Source organism: Streptomyces sp. NPDC055140, assembly GCF_053607285.1.
The window spans coordinates 87,607-106,328 of the sequence record NZ_JBSGTG010000016.1; the positions used below are offsets into that span (position 1 = coordinate 87,607).

Annotated in this window: 20 protein-coding genes; 12 read left to right on the plus strand and 8 right to left on the minus strand. The window is 70.5% G+C overall.

All coding sequences use genetic code 11. The annotated features are described in order from the left end of the window. Nucleotides 1–83: 83 nt before the first annotated feature. From ACWFR4_RS27665 to ACWFR4_RS27685, 5 genes are all read right to left on the minus strand, one after another. Complete coding sequence (locus tag ACWFR4_RS27665) at nucleotides 84–848, minus strand: hypothetical protein (protein ID WP_453655059.1); 765 nt, start codon at nucleotides 846–848, stop codon at nucleotides 84–86. Further along, nucleotides 848–1,405, minus strand: coding sequence for a hypothetical protein (locus ACWFR4_RS27670; protein ID WP_453462233.1), 558 nt, complete (start codon nucleotides 1,403–1,405; stop codon nucleotides 848–850). Before ACWFR4_RS27670 ends, ACWFR4_RS27665 begins: the two co-directional genes overlap by 1 nt. Nucleotides 1,406–1,480: 75 nt before the next feature. After that, on the minus strand, nucleotides 1,481–1,990 hold the full coding sequence (locus ACWFR4_RS27675) for a hypothetical protein (RefSeq protein WP_453462236.1): 510 nt from the start codon (nucleotides 1,988–1,990) through the stop codon (nucleotides 1,481–1,483). 101 nt (nucleotides 1,991–2,091) lie between these two features. Further along, a complete protein-coding gene (locus ACWFR4_RS27680; RefSeq protein WP_453462239.1) occupies nucleotides 2,092–2,793 on the minus strand; it encodes a DUF4328 domain-containing protein in 702 nt (233 codons plus the stop codon). A 137-nt stretch (nucleotides 2,794–2,930) separates the two neighbouring features. After that, a complete protein-coding gene (locus ACWFR4_RS27685; protein WP_453462242.1) occupies nucleotides 2,931–4,532 on the minus strand; it encodes a beta-N-acetylhexosaminidase in 1,602 nt (533 codons plus the stop codon). 357 nt (nucleotides 4,533–4,889) lie between these two features. Between ACWFR4_RS27685 and ACWFR4_RS27690 the strand changes: the two genes are divergently transcribed. The 5 genes from ACWFR4_RS27690 to ACWFR4_RS27710 all read left to right on the plus strand — a co-directional run bounded on the left by ACWFR4_RS27690 (nucleotide 4,890) and on the right by ACWFR4_RS27710 (nucleotide 9,028). Further along, entirely contained in the window at nucleotides 4,890–5,459 is a 570-nt protein-coding gene (locus tag ACWFR4_RS27690; protein WP_453462245.1) for a 2-oxo-4-hydroxy-4-carboxy-5-ureidoimidazoline decarboxylase, read from the plus strand. A gap of 149 nt (nucleotides 5,460–5,608) precedes the next feature. Further along, nucleotides 5,609–5,989 carry a succinate dehydrogenase, cytochrome b556 subunit gene (gene sdhC, locus ACWFR4_RS27695; RefSeq protein ID WP_100594758.1) on the plus strand — a complete coding sequence of 127 codons (381 nt, stop codon included), beginning with the start codon at nucleotides 5,609–5,611 and terminating at the stop codon, nucleotides 5,987–5,989. An 8-nt stretch (nucleotides 5,990–5,997) separates the two neighbouring features. Further along, entirely contained in the window at nucleotides 5,998–6,486 is a 489-nt protein-coding gene (locus tag ACWFR4_RS27700) for a succinate dehydrogenase hydrophobic membrane anchor subunit (RefSeq protein ID WP_453462248.1), read from the plus strand. Nucleotides 6,487–6,509: 23 nt separating this feature from the next. Beyond that, a complete protein-coding gene (gene sdhA / locus ACWFR4_RS27705) occupies nucleotides 6,510–8,264 on the plus strand; it encodes a succinate dehydrogenase flavoprotein subunit (protein ID WP_453462251.1) in 1,755 nt (584 codons plus the stop codon). Continuing rightward, nucleotides 8,264–9,028 carry a succinate dehydrogenase iron-sulfur subunit gene (locus ACWFR4_RS27710; protein WP_453462254.1) on the plus strand — a complete coding sequence of 255 codons (765 nt, stop codon included), beginning with the start codon at nucleotides 8,264–8,266 and terminating at the stop codon, nucleotides 9,026–9,028. Before sdhA ends, ACWFR4_RS27710 begins: the two co-directional genes overlap by 1 nt. A 68-nt stretch (nucleotides 9,029–9,096) precedes the next feature. Here ACWFR4_RS27710 and ACWFR4_RS27715 read toward each other — a convergent pair whose 3' ends face one another. Continuing rightward, entirely contained in the window at nucleotides 9,097–9,537 is a 441-nt protein-coding gene (locus tag ACWFR4_RS27715) for an Lrp/AsnC family transcriptional regulator (RefSeq protein ID WP_453462266.1), read from the minus strand. 110 nt (nucleotides 9,538–9,647) lie between these two features. Here ACWFR4_RS27715 and ACWFR4_RS27720 point away from each other — a divergent pair, with 110 nt between their 5' ends. From ACWFR4_RS27720 to ACWFR4_RS27745, 6 genes are all read left to right on the plus strand, one after another. Then, on the plus strand, nucleotides 9,648–10,577 hold the full coding sequence (locus ACWFR4_RS27720) for an SMP-30/gluconolactonase/LRE family protein (protein ID WP_453655061.1): 930 nt from the start codon (nucleotides 9,648–9,650) through the stop codon (nucleotides 10,575–10,577). A 44-nt stretch (nucleotides 10,578–10,621) separates the two neighbouring features. Next, nucleotides 10,622–11,023 (plus strand): VOC family protein, encoded by a 402-nt coding sequence (locus tag ACWFR4_RS27725; RefSeq protein ID WP_453655063.1) that lies wholly within the window; start codon nucleotides 10,622–10,624, stop codon nucleotides 11,021–11,023. Between the two features lie 110 nt (nucleotides 11,024–11,133). After that, nucleotides 11,134–11,544, plus strand: coding sequence for a hypothetical protein (locus ACWFR4_RS27730; protein WP_227296884.1), 411 nt, complete (start codon nucleotides 11,134–11,136; stop codon nucleotides 11,542–11,544). A 5-nt stretch (nucleotides 11,545–11,549) separates the two neighbouring features. Then, nucleotides 11,550–12,059, plus strand: coding sequence for a thiol-disulfide oxidoreductase DCC family protein (locus tag ACWFR4_RS27735; protein WP_453655166.1), 510 nt, complete (start codon nucleotides 11,550–11,552; stop codon nucleotides 12,057–12,059). 9 nt (nucleotides 12,060–12,068) lie between these two features. Then, nucleotides 12,069–12,869, plus strand: coding sequence for a TetR family transcriptional regulator (locus tag ACWFR4_RS27740; protein ID WP_453461407.1), 801 nt, complete (start codon nucleotides 12,069–12,071; stop codon nucleotides 12,867–12,869). A 24-nt stretch (nucleotides 12,870–12,893) separates the two neighbouring features. Continuing rightward, a complete protein-coding gene (locus tag ACWFR4_RS27745; RefSeq protein WP_453655065.1) occupies nucleotides 12,894–14,102 on the plus strand; it encodes a D-alanyl-D-alanine carboxypeptidase family protein in 1,209 nt (402 codons plus the stop codon). Nucleotides 14,103–14,229: 127 nt separating this feature from the next. On the opposite strand, the gene ACWFR4_RS27750 is transcribed toward ACWFR4_RS27745, so the two are convergent. After that, entirely contained in the window at nucleotides 14,230–14,736 is a 507-nt protein-coding gene (locus ACWFR4_RS27750) for a MarR family winged helix-turn-helix transcriptional regulator (RefSeq protein ID WP_453461412.1), read from the minus strand. A 94-nt stretch (nucleotides 14,737–14,830) separates the two neighbouring features. On the opposite strand from ACWFR4_RS27750, the gene ACWFR4_RS27755 reads away from it, so the two are divergent. Continuing rightward, complete coding sequence (locus ACWFR4_RS27755) at nucleotides 14,831–16,144, plus strand: MFS transporter (protein WP_453655067.1); 1,314 nt, start codon at nucleotides 14,831–14,833, stop codon at nucleotides 16,142–16,144. Here ACWFR4_RS27755 and ACWFR4_RS27760 read toward each other — a convergent pair. Next, a complete protein-coding gene (locus ACWFR4_RS27760) occupies nucleotides 16,062–18,590 on the minus strand; it encodes an MMPL family transporter (RefSeq protein ID WP_453655168.1) in 2,529 nt (842 codons plus the stop codon). The genes ACWFR4_RS27755 and ACWFR4_RS27760 overlap by 83 nt on opposite strands. Between the last annotated feature and the right edge of the window lie 132 nt (nucleotides 18,591–18,722).

Sequence of the window (18,722 nt, forward strand, 5' to 3'; positions counted from 1 at the left end):
ACCTTCCACGGAAGCGGACCCGACCGCAGGAGGGGGCGGCCGGGCCCGGTTCCGTTCGGGTCCGTGTCATCGGATCCGTGTGCTCAGACTCCGGCTGCGTTCTCCTCGAACGACACCGCCACGAGCCGGTCGCTGAACCGCTCGGGGTTCTTGATCCCCGCGACCAGGGCGCGCTGCGCGGGCACCGCCTTGTCCGTGAGCGTGACCGCGACTACGGGACAGTCCTCGATCTGGTTGGTGTACGTGGGCGTGCACCGGCCGATGTCCGCCCGCGTGTGGCCCGGGCAGACGGCCCGTTCGGGCAGTTCGATCTCCAGATCCAGGTTCCCGGCGTCCGTGAAGCGGTAGGCGCCCGAAGTCGGCGGGACGGGCCGCCGCTTCACCCCCTTCATCACCTTCGCCGTCAGTCCGCGCGCCGACGCGATACGGCCTTCCCCGTGCGGCCCGTACACATCGACCGTGATCCGTCGCTCACCCACCGGCGCGGTCAGCGTGAGCGGCTGCGGTCCCGGGGCGATCGCCGCATGGACCGTGAAGGCAGGCGGCCCGTCGAAGCCCGGCCCCGAACTCGAGTACCCGTAAGAGGAGATGACGAGCGCCGGCACCTTGGACTGCTCCCCCTCCCCCCGCGGCGCGGGCCTCACAGGACTCGCCGCACCGCACCCGGACAGCGCCGCCGTGCCACCGGCGGGCAGGCCGGCATCCTTCAACATCCCTGGTACGCCGCGGAGTTGGGCCGTCGGATCCACGAACGGCCGTTGATGTACGGCCAGCGCGACGAGTGCCGCCGCGACCGGCAGCGCGAGCGCCGCCCACGCCCGCGGGGAGGGCCCGGAGATTCCGTGCATCAGACGCGGCCCCGCGCCCGCCGCGACACGACGGCCCGCAGGATGCGCCGACCCTCCGTCGACACGTCGAGCGCCTGGCGCAGGCCGCCCGCGCCCCGGCCCGCTAGCAGCTCAAGGATCCTGACCTGACGCCGCAGTTCGGCCGCCACCAGCGGGGACATGCCGTCCGTGCGGCCCTCGCGCCGGGACCGTACCGAGCCCGCGCCGTCCTCCATCGTGTCCAGCATGCGGTGGATCTGGAGCGCGCCGACCGAGCAGGCGTCGGCCCACTCGCGCAGCGCGGGCGCCGACGGGGTGCCCGGCACGGCGGCCAGCATGCGCCGGGCGAGCCCGGACGCCTCGTCCGCGTCGTCGTCCGGCCCGGCCGGGAAAGCGGCCCGCGCCTTCGCCAGGCATTCGCCCCACTCCGGACCGCCATCGGCGAGGCTTCCCCACAGCGGGCGCAGCGCCTCGTCGTCCTCGGCGCCCAGCAGCGGCACACAGCGGTCGAGGCAGGCGAGACCGCTGGCCGCGAGACCCCGTTCGTCGGCCTGCGCGATCAGCTCCACCAGGCTCATGAAGTACGCCCTTTCCCCTGCCGACCCGGCATTTCGTCCCTACTGGGCTCTACTGCGTGCCGGGGCGCAGGAACGTCACAGCGGCGCGACACCGAGCCGGTCCAGGAAACGGAAGAAGAGCGGCTCGGCGAACGGGTCGGGGTCCTGGCCCAGGACGTCGGCGAGCGGACCCTGCGCGACGGTGCGGCCGCACTCCTGCGCCCACGCGACCGCGCGCCGCGCGGCGTCCGCGGGCTCCAGGAAGTAGTCCTCCAGGGTCAGTTCGTCCGCGGAGAGGTATCCGGCCATGGCGTCGCGCGCCAGACAGGTGGTCCACGCGCCGCTCTCCGGCGCGGCCGCCTCGATGACGACGCAGTCGCTGTCCATGACGTAGCCGAACAGGGCGGGCGCGCCGGTCTCGGCGGCCAGCGCGTTCATGCTGCCGACGTCGTGGCGCCGGTCCCCGCCGTCCGGGCACTCCCAGACCTGCCAGCCGTCGGCCCGCCGCTCCAGGAGCGTGAGCGCGTCGCGCGCCCCGCCCAGCGCGTCGAGCTCGGCGAGCGGCCGCTCACTCCTGGCCACGACGTAATAGCCCCAGTACCCCATGCCGGTGTCCCCCCGGTGCCTTCGAAAGCGGCTGATCTCGGCTCGGGCCGAATACACCACAGCCGTACGTGGCTCCGCCACCGAAAACGCAGATCCGGCGATTACGCCAGACCGTCGCCGAGAGGTGCCTGCACCAGCGCGGGCCCGCCGAGGGCCTTCTCGTTCTGCATGCGGGTCAGGGAGCGGACGAACATGATGGCGGCGACGGCGGCAGCGACGTCGAGCGCGTCGGAGAGCATCAGCATCTCCGTGGCCGTCTTGATCTCGCCGATGCCTTCGGCCTTGTCGTACTGGCTGCCCGCGAAGCGGCCGATGACATTGCCCAGCAGCCACAGCGACCACCAGGAGTTGATGACGGTGTGCGAGTGCTTCTGCGGGATCAGACCGGCCTCCGGAACGCTGGCGTCCCAGGTGTCGGTCGCGACCTGGCGCGGCGCCCACAGGTTCACGAAGGGCACGAACCATCCCCAGGAGGCCCAGCCGCGCGACCTGCTGTGCCCGTCGGGCCGGAACACCTCGGCGTTGACGCGCACCCGCCGGAACCACACGATGAAGACGACCGCGGTCGCCACCAGCGCACAGAGCTGCGCGACGCCGGCCGCCGCGTACAGCGAGTCGATGCGGTCGGCGTCCGCCTCACTGCCCGCCGAGAAGTGCCCGGCCACGAAGTCGGCAGCGAGGCTGCGCTGCTCGAAGCCCACCCACAGCGCGAACAGGTCGATCGCGATCGTCACCCCCAGCAGGACGACGACAGCCATCGAGACGCCGACCGGCGACTTGAGCACAGCAAAGTCTTTGGACACGACTGACCCCCCACGGGTTCAAGGTGAGCCGGCCGCGCGCATCTCCCCAGAGCGCGTCGATCACCGGCCAGCGGAACATACGGTTCAGGCCACCGCACTGTCCACTGCTTAGCCGCGGAAACCGACTGCTCAGCCGCTCAGGACCCCAGCCGGTTCGCGAGCGCCACGAACTGGGGCCATGTGAGCGGGGGCTTGCCCGGGTACCAGAGCTTCTGGATCGTGGCCCGCAGCGGCATGCGGATCCCCTGCGCGACCTGCGCCTGCGTCTGCGAGTTCGCCAGGTCGCTCCACACGGCGAACGTGCCGCCCAGGATCTGGCTGTCGTACCTCACAGGCACCGGCGTCGTGCCGCGCACGACGAGCGGGGTCCAGCTCTCGTAGATCCGCTGCCCGGTCGGGTACACGAAGTTGTTGGGCTGGCCGAGGACGTAGTAGAGGTACTCGTCGTTGTAGTTGGTCATCTTGCGGCCCTCGCGCAGGTACTCCTCCGGCGGGCGCGCCCCGATCTCCCTGCCCGTCCAGTAGGCGACCTCCAGGCTCTTGTCGGCCTTGACGACACCGCCCCGGAAGAACCCGTCGTTCCACGCCTTGAGGGAGCGGTTGAACGGCTTCATGGTGGCGACCCGGTCGTTCAGCCAGCCCGTCGTGAGGTCCTCGACCGTCGCGTTCGCCCCGTACTTCTTCTTGGCGGCGGCCGCGAGCTGCGGGAAGGACGCCTCGGGGTTCTTCACCGTCAGGGCCTGGTACTCGTCGCCGCCCAGGTGCCAGAAGGCACCGGGGAAGAGGGGAGCGTACTCACGCAGCAGATCGTCGACGATCTTCGCGGAGCCGGGGTTCGAGATGTCGACGGCGCCGCGCGTCGGGACCCCGGCCGTGTTCCGCAGCTGGAGCTCGGGGTGCGCCGCGATCACGGCGCCGAGGTGTCCGGGCGAGTCGATCTCGGGGATCACGGTGATGTGCCGCTCGGCCGCGAGCGAGACGATCTCGCGGACCTGCGCCTTGGTCAGGTGGTCGGGCGAGACGATCTCGGGGTGCGAGTCCGACTGGATGCGGAAGGCCTGGTCGTCGGAGAAGTGCAGACCGAACTGGTTGTACTTCAGGTCGCCGATCTCCCGGATCCGGTCCTTGATCCAGCCGGCCGTGAAGTGCTTGCGCGCGATGTCCAACATGAACCCGCGCTGCGGCTTCGCCGGCGCGTCCTTCACCACGCCCTCCGGCGCGGTCCCTCCGCCGTGCACCTCCTGCTTGAGCGTGCGCGTGCCGTAGAAGACACCCGCGTCCCCCGGCCCCACGATCCGCACCCGGCCGTTCTTCACGGTCATCGTGTACGACTCCGGGTTCCCGCTCCCGCCGAGCGCCAGCTCCACGTCACCGGCGCCGGCCTTGGCCTTGCCCGCGTACTTCAGCCTCAGCTCGTCGGCGATGAGCTTGCCCTCGTCGGAGAGCTTCGCGTCCCCGATGACGACACGGCCGCTGGTGGGGCGCCACCCGGGGCCGCGCGCCGGCGTGTGCTCGCGCACGGAGGGGATGGTCTGCGGGGTCTTCGACAGGGGGTACGACTTCGAGGGCGAGGGCTCCGCCGAGGCCGGGGACGCGGACTTTCCGTCGGAGGGGCGCTCGGCACGGGTGGCGCTCGTGCCGCCTCCGTCGCCGGCGCAGCCGACGAGGACCATGGTCAGCGCGACCGACCCCGCCGTGACAACTCCCGCGCCGACCCGCGATCGACTCCGCGTACCCATCAGTGACCGCCCTCTGGTTTCGACAGCAACCTCGACATCGAATTCCGCGTCCTAGGAGGCGACCGTAAGGCCCCGTTCCCCCGACCTCCCGTCCACCACACGCCCCCGAACTCTCCCGTCCGGGTGAAATCGGTGCATCCGCCAGACAGCTCCTGGCCCGGATCGCTAGCGTGGAAGCACATCCGACACACCTTCACCACATGTCCCGTGACGCTCCTGACTCACGTCTCGTCCCAGTGTCAGCCCAGTCGCGTCCCACGTCTCGCCGAGGAGCGCACGCTGCCTTCGCACCGTTTCTCCCGCCTCCCCGGGCATGCCGCCATACCGGTGCAGTCCTCACCAGGGCATTCGTCGCCCGTGCAGTCGTCCCCGCACGGCCTCACGCGGTTCAACACGCTGCGCGCGATCGAGGCCGAGCGCGCGCTCCTGACCTGCTGCGGGTCACTCCACTGGGCCCGCCGCCTCGTCGCCCACCGGCCCTACCCGGATCTCGACGCGCTGCTCGCCGCCGCCGACGAGGCGGTCTACGACTTCGCGCACACCGACCTCGACGAGGCCCTCTCCCGCGAGACGCTCCCCCTGCCGCCGCACGGCTCGTACTCCGTCGCGCACACCGCGCTCGGCGCCGCGCACAGCGCGTACGAGAGCCGCTTCGGGCATGCGTTCGTGATCTGCCTCGACGGCTACGGGCCCGACGAGGCCCTCGACCAGCTCCTGGCCGAATTCCGGTCACGCCTTGGCAACGATCCCGAGGAGGAGCGCGTCCTGTCCTGGGACGAACTGCGCCGACTCGCCCGGGGGCGACTCGCCCGGCTCGTCCGGTCGCTCGACGCCCGGACAGAGCCCCAGGAAGCGATAGACCCGCAGGAACCAGCGGATTCCGGGCGCCCGGACAGCGCGTCCGATAGCCCGTACGTGGCTGTTTGATTGCCTGTTTGATCACACCGGCGGCCCCCGGGCGAACGAGCCGACAACTCGTCGATACGATGACGAGCGGCCGGTGGACCGTACCCGGCCGGGCCCGACCGACACTGAAGCCGGCGCGGCCCCAATCCCCGCTCCCGGAGGGTTCTTCCGTGCCGGCTGGAACGCTGTACCGCGGCCGGGAAGGCATGTGGTCGTGGGTGGCTCATCGAGTCACCGGTGTCCTCATTTTCTTCTTCCTGTTCGTACACGTCCTGGACACCGCTCTCGTCCGCGTCTCCCCCGAGTCGTACGACGACGTCGTTTCCACCTACAAGACGCCGATCGTCGCGCTCCTCGAGTACGGCCTCGTCGCCGCCATCCTCTTCCACGCGCTCAACGGCCTGCGTGTCATCGCCGTCGACTTCTGGTCGAAGGGTCCGCGCTACCAGAAGCAGATGCTCTGGACCGTCGTCGGCATCTGGGTCGTGCTGATGGTGGGCGCGCTGTACCCGGTCCTCGGCCACGCCGTCCGTGAACTCTTCGGGAGCTGACGCCAGACATGTCTGCTGACACCACCCCTGCGAAGACGCCCGGCGTCGGACCCGTCGAGGTCGTCGCCCTCTACGACGTCGACCACCCGGCCCCCGTCATCGAGGCCCCCCGCAAGCGCACCTCGAAGACCCCGCGCTCGACGCGCGGCAACTTCGAGATGGCCGCATGGCTCTTCATGCGCCTGTCCGGCGTCGTCCTCGTCGTCCTGGTCCTCGGCCACCTGCTCATCCAGCTCGTCCTCGACGGCGGCGTGAGCAAGATCGGCTTCGCGTTCGTCGCGGGCCGCTGGGCCTCGCCGTTCTGGCAGGGCTGGGACCTCCTGATGCTGTGGCTCGCGATGCTCCACGGCGCGAACGGCCTGCGTACGGTCATCAACGACTACGCCGAGCGCCCGAACACGCGCCTGTGGCTGAAGGGCCTCCTGTACACCGCCACGGTGTTCACGATCCTGCTGGGCACGCTGGTGATCTTCACCTTCGACCCGAACATCCGATAGGCACGGGGCTGAGGTATCCACTCATGAAGATCCACAAGTACGACACCGTCATCGTCGGCGCCGGTGGCGCGGGCATGCGCGCGGCCATCGAGTCGACGAAGCGCAGCCGCACCGCCGTCCTGACGAAGCTCTACCCCACCCGCTCCCACACGGGCGCGGCGCAGGGCGGCATGGCCGCCGCGCTCGCCAACGTGGAGGAGGACAACTGGGAGTGGCACACCTTCGACACGATCAAGGGCGGTGACTACCTGGTCGACCAGGACGCCGCCGAGATCCTCGCGAAGGAGGCCATCGACTCCGTCCTCGACCTGGAGAAGATGGGCCTGCCGTTCAACCGCACCCCGGACGGCACCATCGACCAGCGCCGCTTCGGCGGCCACTCGCGCAACCACGGCGAGGCCCCGGTCCGCCGGTCCTGCTACGCCGCGGACCGCACCGGCCACATGATCCTCCAGACGCTGTACCAGAACTGCGTCAAGGAGGGCGTGGAGTTCTTCAACGAGTTCTACGTCCTGGACCAGCTCCTGGTCGAGGAGGACGGCGTCAAGAAGTCGGCCGGTGTGGTCGCGTACGAGCTCGCCACCGGCGAGATCCACGTGTTCCAGGCCAAGTCGGTCATCTACGCCTCGGGCGGCACCGGCAAGTTCTTCAAGGTGACGTCGAACGCGCACACCCTGACCGGTGACGGCCAGGCGGCCTGCTACCGGCGCGGTCTGCCGCTGGAGGACATGGAGTTCTTCCAGTTCCACCCGACCGGCATCTGGCGCATGGGCATCCTTCTCACGGAGGGCGCCCGCGGTGAGGGCGGCATCCTCCGTAACAAGGACGGCGAGCGCTTCATGGAGAAGTACGCGCCCGTCATGAAGGACCTCGCGTCCCGTGACGTCGTGTCCCGCTCCATCTACACGGAGATCCGTGAGGGCCGCGGCTGCGGTCCCGAGGGCGACCACGTCTACCTCGACCTCACGCACCTCCCGCCGGAGCAGCTCGACGCCAAGCTCCCGGACATCACGGAGTTCGCGCGCACCTACCTCGGCATCGAGCCCTACACGGACCCGATCCCGATCCAGCCCACCGCGCACTACGCCATGGGCGGCATCCCGACGAACGTCGAGGGTGAGGTCCTGTCGGACAACACCACCGTCGTCCCCGGTCTGTACGCCGCCGGCGAGGTCGCCTGCGTGTCCGTGCACGGCGCCAACCGCCTCGGCACCAACTCGCTGCTCGACATCAACGTCTTCGGACGTCGTGCGGGCATCGCGGCCGCCGAGTACTCGGCCAAGAACGACTACGTGGAGCTCCCGGAGAACCCGGAGTCCCTCGTCGTCGAGACGGTCGAGCGCCTGCGCAACTCCACGGGCACGGAGCGCGTCGCGGTCATCCGCAACGAGCTCCAGGAGTGCATGGACGCCAACGTGATGGTGTTCCGCACCGAGCAGACGATCAAGACGGCCGTCGAGAAGATCGCCGAGCTGCGCGAGCGGTACAAGAACGTCTCGATCCAGGACAAGGGCAAGCGGTTCAACACCGACCTCCTGGAGGCCATCGAGCTGGGCAACCTGCTCGACCTGGCCGAGGTCATGGCGACCTCCGCCCTGGCGCGCAAGGAGTCCCGCGGCGGCCACTACCGCGAGGACTTCCCGAACCGCGACGACGTCAACTTCATGCGCCACACCATGGCGTACCGCGAGGTCGGCGACGACGGCTCCGAGTCCATCCGTCTGGACTACAAGCCGGTCGTCCAGACCCGCTACCAGCCGATGGAGCGTAAGTACTGATGGCTACCCCGACCATGGACAAGCTCGAGGCGCTCGAGGCGGACAACGGCTCGCACCTCATCACGGTCACCTTCCGCATCCGCCGGTTCAACCCGGAGATCTCCGCGGACGCGGTCTGGGAGGACTTCCAGCTCGACATCGATCCGAAGGAGCGCGTCCTCGACGGCCTCCACAAGATCAAGTGGGAGCTCGACGGCACGCTGACCTTCCGGCGCTCCTGCGCGCACGGCATCTGCGGCTCGGATGCCATGCGCATCAACGGCCGCAACCGCCTGGCCTGCAAGACGCTGATCAAGGATCTCAACCCGGAGAAGCCGATCACGGTCGAGGCCATCAAGGGCCTCACGGTCCTCAAGGACCTCGTGGTCGACATGGACCCGTTCTTCCAGGCGTACCGGGACGTCATGCCGTTCCTGGTCACGACGGGCAACGAGCCGACGCGCGAGCGTCTGCAGTCCGCCGAGGACCGCGAGCGCTTCGACGACACGACCAAGTGCATCCTGTGCGCCGCGTGCACGTCCTCGTGCCCGGTGTTCTGGAACGACGGCCAGTACTTCGGCCCGGCCGCGATCGTCAACGCGCACCGCTTCATCTTCGACTCGCGTGACGAGGCGGGCGAGCAGCGCCTGGAGATCCTCAACGACAAGGACGGCGTGTGGCGTTGCCGCACGACGTTCAACTGCACGGACGCCTGCCCGCGCGGTATCGAGGTCACCAAGGCGATCCAGGAAGTCAAGCGCGCGCTGATCACGCGCCGCTACTGACCTTCCCGGCGTTACGTCCCTGAGGGCCCCGCTCCCGGTTTCACACCGGCGGCGGGGCCCTCGGCGCGTCACGGACCTGCTGTCACGGGGCGCTCGAAGAACGTCTCCAGGGCCACTGTCGCCTGCGTGCCGCTGACACCCTCGATCGCGTACAACCGCCGTAGCACGTCCTGGAGTTGCTGCGTCGTCTCCGTGCGCACCTTCACCAGGACCGACGCGCTGCCGGCGATGACGTGCGCCTCCTGGATCTCGGGGATCGCGGCGAAGCTCCCGGCCGACTCGCCCATCCACGACGACGACTCGACCATCACGAACGCGAGCACCCCCTGCCCGAGCGCGGCGGGGTCCACGTCGACGGTCGTCCGCCGGATCACGCCCCGCTCGCGCAGCTTGCGCACCCGCTCGTGGGCCGCGCCCGCCGAGAGGCCGACCTCCTTGCCGAGCGCCGCGTACGCCGTCGTCGCGTCGCGCTGGAGCAGCGCGACCAACTTCCGGTCGATGTCATCCACTGCCACTGTGACCCACTCCCGCTCCGCCGACCATGGCGTAACCGTATCCCGTTCTGCAATAGTCCCATACGACAGGATGTCATTCGGTCGAAAGTTCTTGGGGGATAACCATGTCTGGTCAGAACCAGCCCAGCGTGTACGAGATTCTGGACGAGCGCTTCCGCACCGGACGATGCGCTTTCGGGGACGACACCCTCACCACCCTGCACACCGGCAGCCGTTGGGCCGAAGGGCCCGTCTACCTGCCGGCCTGGCGCCAGCTCATCTGGAGCGACATCCCCAACGACCGCCTGCTGCGCTGGGACGAGGTGACGGGCGCGGTCAGCCTCTTCCGCGCCCCGGCCGGACACACCAACGGCAACACCCTCGACCGCGAGGGGCGCCTCATCAGCGCCGAACAGGGCGGCCGCCGCGTCACCCGCACCGAAGCCGACGGGCGCGTCACCGTCCTCGCCGACCGCTTCGAGGGCAAGCGGCTCAACAGCCCGAACGACGCGGTGGTGCGCTCGGACGGCTCGATCTGGTTCTCCGACCCGGACTTCGGGATCACCAGCGACTACGAGGGCTTCCGCGCCGAGTCCGAGATCGGCGCCAACAACGTCTACCGGATCGACCCCGCCACCGGCGAGGTGCGCCAGGTCGCCGACGGCTTCGGGGCGCCGAACGGGCTCGTCTTCTCGCCCGACGAGCGCCAGTTGTACGTCTCCGACACCCGGGCGGGATACATCCGCGTCTTCGACGTGCTCGACGACGGCGAGAGCCTGAGCGACGGCAAGGTCTTCGCCGAGACCGGCGGCGACGACGGCCGCTTCGACAACATCCGCTTCGACGACGGCGGGCGACTGTGGGCCGCAGCCATGCACGGCGGTGTGCACTGCTACGACCCGGACGGCACGCGGATCGGAAGCATCAACGTCCCGGAGCCGGTCTCCAACGTCGCGTTCGGCGGCCCCAAGAACAACATCCTCTTCATCACCGCAACGACGTCCCTGTACTGCCTGATGACGTCCGTGACCGGCGCGCCACGTATCCGCCGCTGACGATGTGCTGTCCGGTTCGCCCTGATCACGGCTAATCTGACGGTATGTCACTTGAGCTTGAGCTGCTCGGCTTCGACAACGTGCTGTTCCCCGTCGGCGATCTCGGCGAGGCAGTCTCCTTCTACGAGCGGGCCGGTTTCCGCGTGAAGTTCCGCCTCGACGAGGCCGGGATCGCCCTACTCGAAGCCGGCAAGGAAACACCCGGCGTACTGCTGCGCGCGGAGGAGGACTTCGGCCGCCGACCCCCTCCGTGGCCGGGCCCGCGCGTCTGGCTCGAGGTGCGCGACGCCAAGGCGGCGGCCCGCGCGCTGACGGAGGCCGGAGTCCCGCCCATCGACCCGCCGTTCTCCACCTCCACCGGTTACGTCGTGGAGATCGCGGACCCATGGGGCAACGTCATCGGCCTCACGGACTATCTCAAGCGGCCCGAACTGGCCCGCAGTTGATGCCCGGGTTCGCCGATCCCCGTCGGCCGACCCTCGCTTGAACATGTTCAAAAACAGGTCTACAGTCCTTCTCGACAGCGTTTTTGAACGCGTTCAAGAAGGGGTGGGGAATGGACCTCACAGTCGTCGCATACGTCGTCTACCTCGTCGTCAGCATCAGCCTGACCGTCTGGGTGGCGCGCACCCTGAGCCGTAACGGAAGGGTCTTCCTCGCCGACGTGCTGCACGGGAACGAGAAGCTCGCGGATGCCGTCAACCATCTGCTGGTGGTCGGCTTCTACCTCGTCAACCTCGGCTTCGTGGCGCTCTACCTGAGCGGGGACGACGACATCGCCGACACCCGGGGCATCTTCGAGGCCCTGTCGACGAAGCTCGGCGTGGTGCTCCTGGTGCTGGGGGTCATGCACCTGGGGAACGTGTGGGTGCTCAACAAGATCCGGCGGCGGGGCGTGATGGAGCGGGAGCAGCTGCCGCCCGTTCCCCCGCAGGGCTGGGCCGCGCCGCCGGTGGCCGGGGCGTGACGGCGATGAACGAGGTCGCGGACCGGGGCACCACGGGGGCCCCGGTCCGCCGGCTCATCCTCCTCTACGACGCCCAGTGCCCGCTCTGCACGTTCCTGCGGAACTGGCTCGCCCGGCAGCGCCAGCTCGTCCCGCTCGACCTGGTGCCGGCCGGGTCCGAAGAGGCCCGGCGCCGCTGCCCAGGGATCGACCACATCTCCACGCTCTCGGAGATCACGCTCGTCGGCGACAGCGGCCAGATCTACCGCGGGCCCGCCGCCTGGGTCGTCACCCTGTGGGCGCTGTCCGAGTACCGGCCCCTGTCCCACAGGTTCAGCACCCCCGCGGGCGCCCGCCTCGCGCGCGCCGCGGTCCTCGCCGCCGCCAAGTACCGCCAGGCCCACCGGGACCAGCAGGTCAGGAGGGCCGGGGGCGGCGCCTACCGCAGGGCGGACGGCTGGGCGTACGACCGCGTCGACGGCTGGACGTACTACGGCCCCGCGGGCTGCGACAGCGGCTGCCACGTGCCCGATTAGGCTCTGAGCGTGCCAGCAGAGAAAGAGACCCCCGAGAGCGCTGCGACGAGTCCCGCGAAGAGCCCTTCGAAGAGTCCCGCCAAGAGTGAGCAGACACGGGCGCTGATCCTGGAGACCGCGATGCGGATGTTCCGGGAGCGGGGCTACGACAAGACGACGATGCGGGCCATCGCCAAGGAGGCCGGGGTCTCCGTCGGCAACGCGTACTACTACTTCGCGGGCAAGGAACACCTCATCCAGGGGTTCTACGACCAGATCTCCGCAGAGCACCGGGCGGCCGTGCGGTCCGTGCTCGACCGGGAGACCGACCTGGAGAAGCGGCTCGCCGGGGTGCTGCGCGCCTGGCTGGAGATCGCGGAGCCGTACCACGAGTTCGCGGCCCAGTTCTTCAAGACCGCCGCGGACCCGACCAGCCCGCTCAGCCCCTTCTCGCCCGAGTCGGAGCACGCCCGCGAGACGGCCATCGACGTGCACCGCGAGGTGCTGGCCGGCTCCAAGGCGAAGGTCCCGGCCGAACTCGCCGCGATCCTGCCGGAGTTGATGTGGCTCTCCCAGATGGGGCTCGTCCTGTACTGGGTCTTCGACAGCTCCGAGGACCGGGAGCGCAGTCGGCGCCTCGCCGAACGGGGGGCCCGCCTGACGGCGCGCGGGGTCGCGCTCGCCCGGTTCCGGGTGCTGCGGCCGCTCGTCCTCGAGGTGCACGAGCTGTTCACGGACTTCCTGCCGGGCATGACGGAGGCGTCGACGGCGGCGCGGGAGAAGGGGAAGGAGAGCGGGAACGAGAAGGGGCACGCTCAGGGGAAGGGCTGAGGCGGGGGCTCTTACCTTTGGTTCATGCGCAGCTTGTACGGTCGTCTGATGCCCGGCTCCTCTTCATCGCACCACGTCAGCCGTCGCGCCGCGCTCGCCCTCGGTCTCGGCGCCGCAGCCTCCGTCACCCTGCCAGGACCGCGTGCCGCGGCCGCCGTCTCCGCCGTCGGCGGGGAGCGGCTCGGCAGGTCCGGTGTCCAGGTGGCGTCCGGCGCGCCCCGGCTGCCGAAGCTCGCCGCGAAGGCGTGGCTCGTCGCCGATCACGACAGCGGCGACGTCCTCGCCTCGTACGCGGCACACCGCGCGCTGCCTCCGGCGTCGACGCTCAAGATGCTGTTCGCGGACACGGTCCTGCCGAAGTTCGGGCGGACCTCGGTCCACAAGGTGACCGCCGCCGACCTCGCGGGGATCCCGTACGGCAGCAGCCTCGTCGGCGTCCAGGCGGGGACCTCGTACACCGTCGAGCAGCTGTGGCAGGGCGTGTTCCTGCGCTCCGGGAACGACGCCGTGCATGTGCTCGCCAGTATGAACGGCGGGGTGGGCGAGACCGTCCGCCAGATGCAGGTCCGCGCGAAGGACCTCCAGGCGAACGACACACATGTGGTCAGCCCCGACGGCTTCGACCACAAGGGGCAGGTGTCGTCGGCGTACGACCTGACGCTGTTCGCGCGCGCCGGGCTCAAGAACGACGACTTCCGCGGCTACTGCGACACGAAGACGGCCGACTTCCCCGCCGGGGGCAAGAAGACGTTCCAGATCCAGAACACGGACCGCCTCCTCACCGGGCAGGGCGTGGCCGCGTACCAAGGGCTCATCGGCGTGAAGAACGGCTACACCTCGCACGCCGGCAACACGTTCACCGGCGCGGCGACCCGCGGCGGGCGCACCCTGCTCGTCACCGTCATGCACCCCGAGTCCGGGTACGAGGCGGTGTACGAGGAGACGGCGGCGCTGCTCGACTGGGGGTTCGCGGCGGCGGGCAAGGCCGATCCGGTGGGCACGCTGGTCACGCCGCTGAGCGAGCAGCCCAAGGGGGCGGCGGCGAAGCCGCGTGCGGGGGCCGCGGGCGCGGGCGCGGCGGGCGCTCCCGTCGCGGCGTCGGCCACGTCCCACACGGACGACTGGGCGTTCGGCGGCTCGGCGGCGCTCGCGGTGCTTGCGGGTGGGGGGCTGCTGGCGCTGCGGCGGCGAGAGCGGGAGCGGCCGAGCGGGCGTCGGCGGCGTCAGGACTGACGCGGCCCGGTCGCGGGGTGCGGTGTCAGGGCTGACGCGGCCCGGTCGCGGGGTGCGGGATCAGGGCCGACGCCGACCCAGTGGGCGAGGTGCGGTACCAGGGCTGACGTCGCTGGGGGTGTGCCCGTCAGGGCCGGCGGCCGCCGGGGCCCGATTCGGCGGCCACCATCACCCGCCGCAGCAGGTCCGAGAGCTGCCTGCGCTCCTTCGCGTCGAGCGCGCCGAGCACCCGGTGCTCCTCGCCCCCGAGCCGGTCCATCGCCTTACGCCAGATCGCGCGGCCCGCCTCGGTCAGCTCCACGTCGACCCGGCGCCGGTCGGTCCTGGACGGTGTACGGACGACGAAGCCGCGACGTTCGAGGCCGTCGAGGCGGCCCGTGACCGAGGCCGGGGCGAGGCCCAGGTCCGAGGCGAGTTCCGAGGGCGCCGCGCGTCCGTCACGCCCCGCGAGCTTGTGCAGCGTGTCGTACTCGAACCGCTCCAACTCCACGTCCACCAGGGCCTGTTCACGAACCCTGCGCAGATGTCGGGTGAGCTCGCCCGCGCGCGTGATCGCGCCCTCGATGTCCGGGTCGAGGTCCGGCATGACCGGCAGCCAGCGCGCCAGATGCCCATCGGTCCAGTCACGTTCCATAGGGGCAGTTTACGGCCAGACCCTTCGGCGCCGTATATTTTGATGCCCGATACTTCGTTGACGAATACTTCGGCAACGAAATACATTCGCCCGCATGCCGCGCCCCAGCCTCCGTCACCCGTTGTTACGCAACGCCCGCTTCCGCCGGTTCTTCCTCGGCCGCCTCCTCTCCCTGGTCGGCGACGCCGTCATCCCCTCCGCCCTCGCCCTCGCCGTGCTGCGCGCCACCGGCTCGGCCTCGGCGCTCGCGCTGGTCCTGGGCTGCGCGATGGTGCCGCGGCTCGTGCTCCTCCCTCTGGGCGGCGTGATCGCCGACCGCTTCAACCCGCGCATCGTGGCCCTGACCACCGACCTCGTGCGCTGCGCCGGACAGCTCTTCGTAGGCATCGAACTCCTCTCCGGGAAACCGGAGTTGTGGCAGATCGCGGTCGCCGAGGCGATCGGCGGGGCCGCCTCCGCCTTCGCCATGCCGACGCTCGCCTCACTGATCGTCGGCATCGTCGGCCAGAAGGACCGGCAGGCCGCCAACTCCGCGCTCGCCGTGGTGCGCAGCGGCACGCTGGCGGGCGGTCCGGCGCTCGCCGGGCTGCTCGTCCTGACCGCGGGTCCCGGATGGGCGTTCGTCCTGGACGCCGCGTCGTTCGCCGTCAGCGCCGCCCTGCTCGCCACCCTGCGGCTCAGCCGCACCACGACACCCGCCGAGGAACGCCGCTCCCTCCGGTCCGACCTCGTCGAGGGCTGGCACGAGGTGCGCTCACGCGGCTGGTACTGGACGAGCCTGGTCGCCCACGCCACCTGGAACGGCGGGTCAGCCGTGTTCGCCACCCTCGGACCGGCCATCGCCGTCAAGGAACTCGGCGGCGACGGCGCCTGGATCGTGATCGCCCAGGCGGGTGCCGTCGGCCTGCTCCTCGGATCGCTCCTGTCCGGGCGGGCCCGCCCCCGCCGCCCGATCCTCACGGGCAACCTGGTCCTGACCACGTACGTCCTGCCGCTGGGGCTGCTCGCCCTGCACGCCCCCGCACCGGCGGTCGCCGCCGCGTTCGGCGTAGCCCTGGCCGGTCTCGGCTTCTTCAATCCCCTGTGGGAGACGGCGGTCCAGACGGCCGTTCCCGCGGCGGTCCTCGCCCGCGTCACCTCGTACGACTGGCTGCTGTCACTGGCCGCGATGCCCCTCGGCTACGTCCTCGCCCCGCTCGCCGCCGACGCCTGGGGCGAGGCGACCCCGCTGTGGATCGCGGCGGCGGGCGTGGGCCTGGCCTGCGTGGCCACGGCGGGGGTGCCCGGCGTACGGCACTTCACGCTGAACACCCCTGCCGACGCCCCTACGGGGAAGGTCGGTTCACGAGACCGGCCCCGTCGTCCGTCAGCTCCACGTCGTACACCAGCGGACCGCCCCCGACCGTGACGTGGTGGGCGCGCGACGCCAGACCGCGCGCCGTCACCGCCAGGATGTACGCCCCCGGCGCGGGCACCGACACGATGTACGAGCCGTCGGCGATGGACGTGACACGGTCGAGCTGGCGGCCGCCCCTGGAGACGAGGGTCACGGAGGCGCCGGCCAAGGGGTCACCGTCGGCGGTGCGCAGGAATCCGTGGATGACGGTGGCTCCGCCGGTGCCGCTGTTCGCCGGCTCCGCGGTCTTGACGGACTCGGTGGTCTTGTTGGACCCGGTGTTCTTGTCGGGCCCGGTGGTCTTGTCGGGCCCGGTGGTCTTGTCGGGCCCGGTCGGGGATTCGGCGGGCGGCTCGGCCGCCTCCACGGCCAGGTGCGGGAGCCGCCCCTCCAGCCATCCCGGCAGCCACCAGTTGGAGCGGCCCAGGAGATGCATCGCCGCCGGGACCAGCGCCGTACGCAGGATGAACGCGTCGAGTGCGACCGCCGCGGCCAGCCCGATGCCCGCCATCGCGCCCTCCATGTCGCCGCTCAGGACGAACGCCGAGAACACGCAGATCATGATGAGGGCCGCGCAGTTGATGACCCGGCTCGTCTCGGCGAGGCCGACGCGCACGGCCCGCGCGTTGTCCCCGGTGTGCACCCACTCCTCGTGCATCCGGCTCACCAGGAACACCTGGTAGTCCATGGAGAGGCCGAACAGCAGCGACAGCATGATCACCGGCAGGAACGCGGTGATCGGCCCCTCCTTCCCGATGCCGAGGAACTCCGTCCCCCAGCCCCACTGGAAGACCGCCACCAGGACGCCGAACGACGCGGCCGCCGCGATCAGGTTCATCAGCGCGGCGGTGAGCGGCACGACGAGCGAGCGGAACGCGATCAGGAGCAGCAGGAAGCCGAGCCCGATGATGGCGCCCACGAAGTAGGGCAGCCGGTCGCCGGTCACCGACGCGAAGTCCTTGAAGACAGCCGTCACCCCGCCGACGTGCGCCTCGACACCGGCTTCCGGGATCACGTCGTCACGCAGCCGGTCGATGAGCCGGTCCGTCCCGACGGACTGCGGGGACGTCTTCGGCACGACCTGGATGACGGTGATGCCCCCGGCGGGCGGGGCCGCGGCGGCCTGCGCGACGCCGTCCGTCGCACGGATCGTCCTGACGAGCTCCGTGGTGTCGGCGCCACCCGGGACGACGACCTGAAGAGGCCCGTTGAAGCCGGGCCCGAAGCCCTCCGCGAGCAGGTCGTACGCCTGCCGGGTCGTCGTCGACTCCTGGTTGTTGCCCTGGTCGGTGGCGCCGAGCCGCAGTGACAGTACGGGCAGCGCGAGCACCGCCATGACCACCAGCGCCATCGCCGCGATCGAGCGCGGGCGTTCTTGCACATACGCCGACCAGCGCGCCGCGGGACCGCTCGCCTCGGCGGGGTCGGGCCCGGCCGCCGCGAGCTTCCGCCGCTGCTTGCGACTGAGGACGCGCGGGCCGAGCAGACCGAGGAGCGCGGGCAGCAGGGTGACCGCCGCCAGGACGCTGAGCACGACCGTGAGGGACGTGGCGATAACGACTCCGTCCAGGAACCGCAGGTTCATCACCAGCATTCCGGCGAGGGCGATGCACACGGTGCCGCCCGCGAACAGGACCGCGCGCCCGGACGTGTTGAGGGCGCGCACCGCCGACTCCTCCGGTTCGAGCCCTCGCTGGATGCCGCGCCGATGCCGGGTGACGATGAAGAGCGCGTAGTCGATGCCGACGCCGAGACCGATCAACGAGCCGAGCAGCGGGGCCACTTCGGGCACGTTCGTCACATGGCTGAGCAGCATCGTCGCCATCATTCCGCTGCCGACGCCCGTGATCGCCACGATGATCGGAAGCAGCATCGCGAAGAGCGAGCCGAAGGCGAGGAAGAGGACCACGGCCGCCGCCGCGATGCCGACCACCTCTGAGACGCCGGTGGGCGGCTCCTGGATGCGGGTGATGGCCTGGCCGCCCACCTCGACCTGGAGACCGTCACGTTCGGCGGCCTGAGCCGTGTCGACGACTTTCCGGACGAGGTCCTTGGGGACCTCGTCCGCCTGGTCGGTGAAGGTGATCTGCGCGAAGGCGGTACGGCCGTCGCGGCTGATCCGGGCGGCGTTCTTCGCGTTGTACGGGCCCACGACCTCGCCTACGCCCCGCATCCCGGCGATCTCCTTCAGCGCGGGCTCGATCCGGGACCGTACGGCCGTGTCCGTCACCGACCCCGCGTCACCGGACGACCGCCACACCACGGTGTCCGTGTCACCCGAGCTCTGCGGAAACGCCTTCGTCATCAGGTCGTACGCCTGCTTGGAGTCCGTGTCGGGGAGGGAGAACACGTTCGAGTAGTCGGTCCCCGCCGAGGTGCCCGCGGCCCCCAGGCCGAACAGCGCCCCCACCCACAGCACCAGGACCACCAGGCGGTGCCGGTAGCACCACCGTGCCAATGCCGTCACGTTTGCCACTCCTTCGGTCTTCCCCCGGGCCTTCCTCGGCCTCAGCATCCGGGGACACGGGCGCACGGCGGGACGGCGCGGCCATGACTCTCAAGGAACTCCAAGGGGGCGAGCAGGGCCGAG